Source organism: Thioclava kandeliae, from assembly GCF_040297545.1.
GTDB classification, from domain to species: domain Bacteria; phylum Pseudomonadota; class Alphaproteobacteria; order Rhodobacterales; family Rhodobacteraceae; genus Thioclava; species Thioclava kandeliae.
In genome coordinates, this window is record NZ_JAYWLC010000049.1 from 1 (window position 1) to 7,910 (window position 7,910).

Here is a 7,910-nt window from a genome sequence, read left to right on the forward strand (position 1 = left end):
CAGTCGTTCGGCACTCTTCTCGCCATAGTCCGCGCCGGTCTTGGCGCCAACCTCGAGCTCCATTAGTCGCTCGGCGGCAAAGCCAATCATCTCACGCAGTAAATCTGCATCGCCGCTCTGTTCGACAAGCGCGCGAAGGTCCATCATAGGTTTGGTCATCGGGTGTCATCCTTGGATCAGATTGAGTCTAGCAACCCGACCTTACCAAGAAACCCGATGGCCACCTGAGCTACACCACCCCGTGGGACACGATCTCAAAGAAAGATGGGAAATAGGAGTCGGTGCGCAGCTTCGGGATGCGAAGCTCCACGCTGCCTGTATGGGGTTCCGGTCCGACCGTTCTCTGTATTCATTGCGTTGTGTCACCCGCTCGCTGCTCTTCTCGCATAGTCCGCGCCGGTATTGCCGCCAACCTTGAGCTCCATCAGCCGCTCGGCGGCAAAGCCAATCATCTCGCGCAACAAATCTGCGTCGCCGCTCTGGTCGACAAGCGCGCGGAGGTCCATCATGGGGTTGGTCATCAGGTGTCGTCCTTGGATAAGATTGAGCTTGGCGAACCGACCTTACTAAGAAGCTGGATGGCGACCTGACCTACACTACTCCCTGGGATACGATTCAGAACTGTGTTAGGCTGTACTTGGCTTCAGCTACGTCAGCGATACTTGAGATTTAATTTGTTTCGCATGCGAAACAAATAGGTTGGTTCACTTGCGATGTTTAACTCGCTTCCACTTCGATAGACCTGATTACTTCTAACTATGGTCTAACAGGTCGCTGAAGAAGTCATTTCTGCGAAATGGTTTCTCGGTGGTATTTCGCGCTTTGCCCATCTGAAAGCCTCTTCAACTCGCTTGCGCTTACTCGGGCAGGGCGCTGGGATTATTTTCGCCATGATCTCTTGGCTTGGATGTCTTCACGGGCCTTGATGATGGGTTAGATAGCCCTTCCTGACGACACTTGTGCTGAGGTAATCCGGATAGGATCAGGAGGTTTGGATAGTGTCCGAGGTGCTGGTGAAATTTCGATGCCGCTGACGGTGTAAAGCCGGGTGGCCATCGAGGTGTATGATCGAGGTGGAGTTTCGACGCTTCAACCGGAGACCCCGATGACTAAGACCAACATGGACATATCCGAGCTGATGGCCAAGCACCACCAAGGCGATTTATTGCGGAGCATTGCCGAGGCGGTGCTGCAGATGATCATGAAGGCCGACGTTGATGGCCTGATCGGTGCTGGCCGCCATGAACGCAGCGGCGAGCGAACGACTTGGCGGAACGGGCATCGAGAGCGCGCTCTCGATACCCGTTTGGGCACGCTGAACCTGCGCGTGCCGAAGCCACGACAGGGCAGCTATTTCTCGGGCTTCCTCGAGGCTCGGAAGACCTCTGAACAGGCGCTGGTTGCCGTGATCCAGAAAGCATGGATCGGTGGTGTCTCCACCCGTCGCGTCGACGAGTTGGTGCAGGCGATGGGTCTCTCCGGCATCTCCAAGAGCACTGTGTCGAAGCTGTGCAAGGACATCGATGAACGAGTGGGTGAGTTACCTCGAACCGCCCGCTGACCGGCGAAGGGCCTTACGTTCGGCTGGACGCGACCTACCTCAAGGTCCGCCAGGGTGGACGTATCGTGCCTGTCGCGGCCATAATCGCAGTCGCCGCGAATACCGAGGGGCGCAGGAAAATCATCGGCTTGGGCATCGGGCCGTCGGAGGCCGAGACATTCTGGACAGAGTTCCTGCGGTCGCTGAAAGCTGGGGGCCTCGATGGCGTGCGCCTGGTCATCAGCGACGCGCACACGGGGCTCAGGGCGGCAATCTCGCGGATGTTCGAAGCCACTTGGCAAAGGTGCCGCGTTCACTGGATGCGCAACGCCCTTGCGCACGTCTCACGCGGTCAGCATACCGTCGTCGCCGCCGCGACTCGGCAGGCCTTCGACCAGCCCGACCGCACCCACGCCGGTGAGATTTGGCACAAGGTCGCGGAACAGTTGCGCCTGCGGTGGCCCAAGCTCGCCGATCTCATGGATGCCAGCGAGCATGACGTGCTGACATCCATGTCCTTCCCTCGCCAGCACCGAACCAAGCTGCACTCGACCAACCCAATTGAAAGATCGAACAAAGAGGTGAAGCGCCGCGCCGACGTCGTAGGGATTTTCTCGAGTGCTGAAATTCTGTACTAAATTCATAATTTTTGTATCATAAGTTATTGAAATATATTGACGTAATTCAAAATAGGATTTTTCATCTATAAAAGTTTTTATATATCATACGGAATTATTAACCTTATGTGTATTGTCGATCCACAGAGCTTTTCTGCAGCTCGTATGGTCAATAGGGCAAAACTTCAGCCGTTTCCCGAGGCGCTTCTGGCGGACGCGCTCTGGCGTTCCTTGCCGCGGCGGGCGGAATGTCAGGCGGTGAAGGTTGTTGCTAGCGCTGATGGGAATTTTTTTTGGTTTGGTGGATTCGCGGGGCTTGTCGAGGCGGGACCGGTCACGGTTCGCGTCGCACGAGGCGCGCCGCATGAGGCGCAGATCCGACGCGCGATGTGGGTCGAGGCGATCAGCGCTGAAGGGCTCGCGCGTGATGTCCTGCCAGTCTGGGCCGAACTGGTGCAGTGCGCCTTGCCTGCAGACATACTCGGCGCGATGTTTCCGAGCGGCTTGGGGCCGGTCGCTCTGGCGAGCCAGTTCGGGATCTGCCGCCAGACTGCGGCCCGCTACCTGCGGGGATATGATGGCTGATCTTCTGCTTGGATTTGCGCCTGATCTGCGACGTCACATTGCCACGGAATCCATCCGCCTTCTCGCCTGCCTACCGGACCTTCGCGGATTTTCCACGGCTAGGACACTGGTGGAGGCATGGTTACCCGTCACACCTGCGCCGCAGGATAGATCCCCTTTTCGAAAGCCGAAAATCGGGAGCGATCCTCTGGTGTCGATGCTGATGGCCCGTCCGCTTGAGACCGTGCCAAACCACGCGCTTATCGATGTGTTGCGGGGCTGGTCCATGATCGGTACGCTGCGCTTCTGTGATGCGTATGACGAAACCGACGGCCATAGCAGGCCAAGCAACGGGCTGCGGGTGATCCGGCGCGTAGCAGCTGGCAAATACCGGATGGATCCGCTGCGCGATCTTCACAGTGACGGCCATGCGGCTTGGGCCCTGCAGCGCGCGCTCAGGCGTCTTGAACAGGCTTATCGCAGCAGCGGACACCATCTTGCGCAACAGATGGGGCAGCTAGCGCTTGTGCTCGAGGATGCCGAGACGGCGGTTGAACCGCGTCACCGCGGGCAGGGAAGCCGTCGTGAAACCATATTCTCCCATGGTCCGCACCATGAGGTGCCACTGGATGATGTTGTTCTCGGGCTGCAGGTCGAGGATGATCTGAGTGACGATGCGCCCGCGGAGGAATGGGGCGAGGCCCGCCGGCTGCGAACCATCCGCTTGATGCCTTTTGACACGCCACGTTCCAAGCTCTCCGAGCAGTTGGAGTTGCTGGATCTGGCCGATCGCGAGTTGGGGCTGGGGGCCGAATTCGCGGCGTTGACCAGTGCAGAGGCCAAGCAGATCGCAGGGCAGGCTTTGCGTGATGCGATGGCAGGGCATCAAGGAGCCGGTTTGGCGCTTGCCGCAATGGTCTCGGGGCGTAGCATCGAGACGCTGGCGACATCGGGGGATCGACCGGTACTGGGCCGGACATGGCGCGATGCAATCGGAGGGATCTGCTTTGCGCCAGACGTCACGCAAGCAGCAGAGGGGCAAGGCAAAGACCCGCGGATGAATGGTTTTGCCCTGCATCTGCCGGTTGATTGGGGCGGCACAGCAGAAGCCGCTTGTGAATGGCTTGCAGGTCTGGATTTTTCGCATCGGGCTACAGCACAGCGGATCAGCCGTGCGCTGCGCGATGCGCTTTGGGCGCAGGAGCGCCCCGACGGGGCGGCTATCGGGCTTTTATGTGGTCAAAGCTGCACGCAGACTGTGTCGCTTTATTATGCGCGGTTTCCGGTTGATCATTTGCAGAACATCTGGCGGGACGCCCTGAGCGGTCAGATGGGGTTGAAGACCGGTTTCCGGCTTGAGGCACTGCATCACCGGACACGGCATATCGGCTCATTGCGGGGACCAACTCTCACGTCTGTTGCCGCGTGGTTTCGGGGGTTGGTCAGGCAGGTCGAAGAAGCACGGCGCGACCAATCCCGCCCGGGCCGGAGGATCGTGGACCTGCCGCTACTGGTCTCGGCGGAGGCCAATCTTGCCGCACAGATCCTCACCTTTCTGACCGCTCGGCGCCCGCATGGTGACGCCTTCGAGCCTCTGGGTCAGATCATCGGCCATTACAGACCTAGAGTGCGCCTGACTGGTAAGGGGGGGCGGCAGGTCGATGACGGACGCTGGGTCCCGCTGCCACGGGCTGCGCTTCATGCGCAGGCCTTGTGGCAGGGCAGTCTTGGCCGGCTACGTCAATCTGGCCTTTTACGGTCGGATCAGGCCCTGAGGGCGATGGTCGATGCAATCGAAGCAGGCCACGCACCGGCGTTTCTGTCTTGGGAGGGAATAGGGCAGGCGGCGAGCCCGCTTGGGGCGGCGGACCTCCATCTGCGTACCGGCGCGCCGGCGTCGGGCACCGGAGCCGCAGCGCCCTCGAATTGGGCGCGCCATGTTTTACGGCGTGAACTGGCCGCGCGTGGTCTTAGCGGTGTGCTGATCGATGGATTCATGGGGCATGGCGGGGCAGCAGCCGATCCGCTGGCACGCGTGTCTGCCGCGACGCAGGGCGGGCAGGATTCCCTGCGCGAAGTTCTAGACGGCATCTGGGCGGATCTGGATATCGTTTTGCCGGCCGCATTCGTGTCGGTTCCGTGCGGGATGGACTAACGCGATGCAGATGCGGGGGATTTTGCGAGACGCTTTGATGCTCTGGTCACGCGATGCTTTGGTGCAGGTTCCGGAGGCGATTCGTTTCGTGGCCTATTTGCGAGAGAAAGCCGCACAAAGCGGGGTCCCGGAGAACGTCGTTTTGCGATCCTTACGATCGGTAGAGCGGGCTTATGGTGTATCCTTCGGGCTGCCCGTTCTTCTGCGCAGGCATGTGATGCAACCTGCGCGGCAGGCTGGCTGGGCCGGACAGGCGCGGATAGTGTTTGCCGCTGACGCCGCATTGGAGGCCACCCTTGTCCGGCGTGCGGATCGGAGCACAGACGATGCCGCGCTTGCGCTTGCCTGTGCGATTCTGCGCGGCGGTCTGATCCGTCCGGACCTTTGGCCGGCTTTTCTGAAGGCGCTGCAGGCACGCAGCCCCCTGGCGCGAAGCCCGCGCCTTGGGGAAGCCGTTTGGATGACATTGCAGGTGCCGCGACGCAAGGATCGGGTGGCGCAGGAAGATACCATCGAAACTATTCGCTTCTATCCAGATGTGATTACTCTGGCGCAGATGGGGCGGGCAATGCGAACAGGCCTAGTGGTTCCCATCGGCACGCCCGGGGCTTGTCTGCGAAGGGCAATGGCTGCGATCGGGATGCAGGGGGTGACAGTGCAGGCGATTGCGGCGGCAGGTTTTGCCGCATTCGAGGATCGGGCCGTGCAGCCTGTGCCGCAGGTTCTGTTCGAGATCGCGGCCGGTGGAGTCCCGGCAGTGTCACTGACCGAACCGGTCTGGCGTCGGGCGTTAGTAGGGGAGGGGAAGAAAATTCCGTTGGGGCCTCGTCAATCGGCATCGGTCCGTAGTCCGGCGACGGACCTAAGCGTCGAACTCTCGATTCAACAGTTGCGTGCCGCGCTGATCGCGCAGCTGCCCAAAGCGAGCAAACCAACGCCAGGCCCCGTGCGCAGCGCCCTGAATGCTCTGATCGTCGCACGTCCTGTGCCTGTCATCCACGCGTTGGCGCTGTGGCTTTTGGACCTGCTGGCGCGTCGGCGGGCCGTATCGACGATAAGGCGCTACGGGGGAGCTCTGGCCGATCTTATGGGGCCGCTCTTCGGTTTGCAGGACCCGGGACAGCTTAACTCTGGGGAACTTGAAACGCTGATCGAAGATGCACTCGAAGTCGTCCGCCCGCGCGAACGCATCTATCGAGCGGCAAGGATCGCGCAATTTTTTCAGTTTGCAGCGTTTGATCCCCGCTTGCTTTGGCCCGAATTACGGCTCGAGGTCGAGGGAGGCGAGCGCCCGCGTATACGTGCTACTTGGGTCTCACCTGACCAGCTTCAAAGACTTCTCGCGGATTTGGCAAATGATCAGGTCGCATATGCAGCCGCGCTTTTGGGGGTGCGCGGCGGATTGCGCCTGTCGGATATGGAGGCCCTCTGTGTCGGCGATGTCGAGTTGGGCGGTGAGGGCTGGCTCCGAATCCACCAGACCCGTTGGGCTAATCTGAAATCGTCTTCCGGTCGGCGTAAGATTCCGCTGGCGCTTCTGCTGACGCCAGCGGAACACCGCGTCTGGAGTCGGTTTGTTGTGTCTCGACAGGCTCAGGGGCAACCGGGCGCACCACTACTGGCACATATGCGCGGGTTTGCCGAGATCGAGCGGTTCGACCGAAAAGAGTTTGCGGCTCAGCTGGGGGAGGCGGGGCTGCGCCCGCACGATCTGCGCCATGCAGCGCTGTCCAATCTAGCACTGACATTAATGGCGCCGCGCTCGAAGACCGGTGAGCAGATCACCGCGAGCCTCACAGGATGGCGCGCAGATCAAAGGGCACAGATTCGCAGCTGGCTCGAACGGGGTGACCCCTTGCAGGGCATGCGTAACTTAGCGCGTCTGGCCGGGCACCGTGATCCCGCGACGACCCTGCAGACCTATATCCATTTCAGCGATCTGGCGCTGGGGCTGCATCTGCAGGCTGATGATCGCCGCTATCGGGCGGAGGACGTGGCGCGCATGCTGGGGCTCAACCGCCGCAGTATGCCCAAGACTACGACGCTATGCCCCGAAGCGCTACGCACGCTTATTCTGAAACGCCTACCTATAGAAGAGATTAGAGCGACGCCTCTGGTACTCGCACCGCAGTCTTCAGCACAAGAGGAACGGCTTACAGTGGACCTTGTGATACAGCTGATGGACCAGATCGCGAAGGGCCGACCTACGCCCCTGATTGCATCAGAGACCATGGTGCCTTTGAGGGTGGTTAATGCATTGGTACCGCATGCACCTTTGCCGCGTTTAAAGGCAATCAATGATCAACGGGCGGCAATTCATCTTACAACGCAGGTTCTCAGCGGGCCAGAGGCTTTGGTCTGGGCCGAAGTAACCTTGAAGGCACCGCAGGCGGGCGTGGTTCTCGGGAAGGGCGCCGCAGCGCTATGGGCCACACCTTTCGCTCCGACATGGTCGGTTCGACAGGTGGAGCAATGCGGCGGGCGGTTGCGACTGAGCCCGGACTGTCCTGGAGGAATGCGTACAACAAAACTTGCAGCTAGAGTCGTTCGATGTTGGCATGTGGCGCAGAGTAGCTGGGCCAAGGCGTCGTCCACATCATCCGGTTAACAGATCGCAGGAGTAGGGGGCCGTCAGGTTTCTATGCACATTACGCGTGTAGTGCTCCTCCTCAGGCGTAGCGCACGAAATTGGCGGTCACGAAGTCAAGGGGGAGCAGCGATACGGAGCTGGACGGGCAGGCCATTGAATTTTCTTGTAAGACTGCGTCATAGCGCTAACACCTGGATTAGGAACTGATCATGCCCACTTGTCTTCCGCACAGCCCCGTCTCCTGCATCGCAGCGATCTGGCGCGAGATAGAGGCATTGCTCCGTCCGCTACGGACCATTGCGAGTGCACTCATTGCTAAAGGGGCACCTTGAAACAGATCCAGCGTGGCACCGAGAGTGGCAGGCCTCACCATCACGCCCGGATCGTGTCCCAACTGATGGTGTAGCTCATAGCGGGCCTCGTGCTGACTGGCGGGCCGAGCTG

The 7,910-nt window shown here is 60.3% G+C and carries 4 protein-coding genes and 3 pseudogenes; 4 read left to right on the forward strand and 3 right to left on the reverse strand.

Annotation, left to right across the window (positions count from 1 at the left end; genetic code table 11):
* Positions 1–159: pseudogene (locus VSX56_RS20115) on the reverse strand (IS256 family transposase); the annotation flags it as partial.
* A 94-nt stretch (positions 160–253) separates the two neighbouring features.
* Positions 254–521: pseudogene (locus VSX56_RS20120) on the reverse strand (transposase); the annotation flags it as partial.
* Between the two features lie 584 nt (positions 522–1,105).
* Between VSX56_RS20120 and VSX56_RS20125 the strand changes: the two are divergent.
* The 4 genes and pseudogenes from VSX56_RS20125 to VSX56_RS20140 all read left to right on the forward strand — a co-directional run.
* Positions 1,106–2,166: pseudogene (locus VSX56_RS20125) on the forward strand (IS256 family transposase); the annotation flags it as partial.
* A 156-nt stretch (positions 2,167–2,322) separates the two neighbouring features.
* Positions 2,323–2,742 (forward strand): hypothetical protein, encoded by a 420-nt coding sequence (locus VSX56_RS20130; protein ID WP_350939324.1) that lies wholly within the window; start codon positions 2,323–2,325, stop codon positions 2,740–2,742.
* Between the two features lie 190 nt (positions 2,743–2,932).
* Positions 2,933–4,876 (forward strand): hypothetical protein, encoded by a 1,944-nt coding sequence (locus VSX56_RS20135; RefSeq protein ID WP_350939325.1) that lies wholly within the window; start codon positions 2,933–2,935, stop codon positions 4,874–4,876.
* A gap of 4 nt (positions 4,877–4,880) precedes the next feature.
* Positions 4,881–7,484 carry a site-specific integrase gene (locus tag VSX56_RS20140; protein WP_350939326.1) on the forward strand — a complete coding sequence of 868 codons (2,604 nt, stop codon included), beginning with the start codon at positions 4,881–4,883 and terminating at the stop codon, positions 7,482–7,484.
* Between the two features lie 178 nt (positions 7,485–7,662).
* Here the strand turns inward: VSX56_RS20140 and VSX56_RS20145 are convergent.
* A partial coding sequence (locus tag VSX56_RS20145; protein WP_350939327.1) for a hypothetical protein occupies positions 7,663–7,910 on the reverse strand: 248 nt, incomplete at its 5' end.

Excerpts from the sequence above, each read along its gene's own strand:
- VSX56_RS20140 (WP_350939326.1), top strand. The coding sequence starts at position 4,881 with ATGCAGATGCGGGGGATTTTGCGAGACGCTTTGATGCTCTGGTCACGC.
- VSX56_RS20130 (WP_350939324.1), top strand. The coding sequence starts at position 2,323 with ATGGTCAATAGGGCAAAACTTCAGCCGTTTCCCGAGGCGCTTCTGGCG.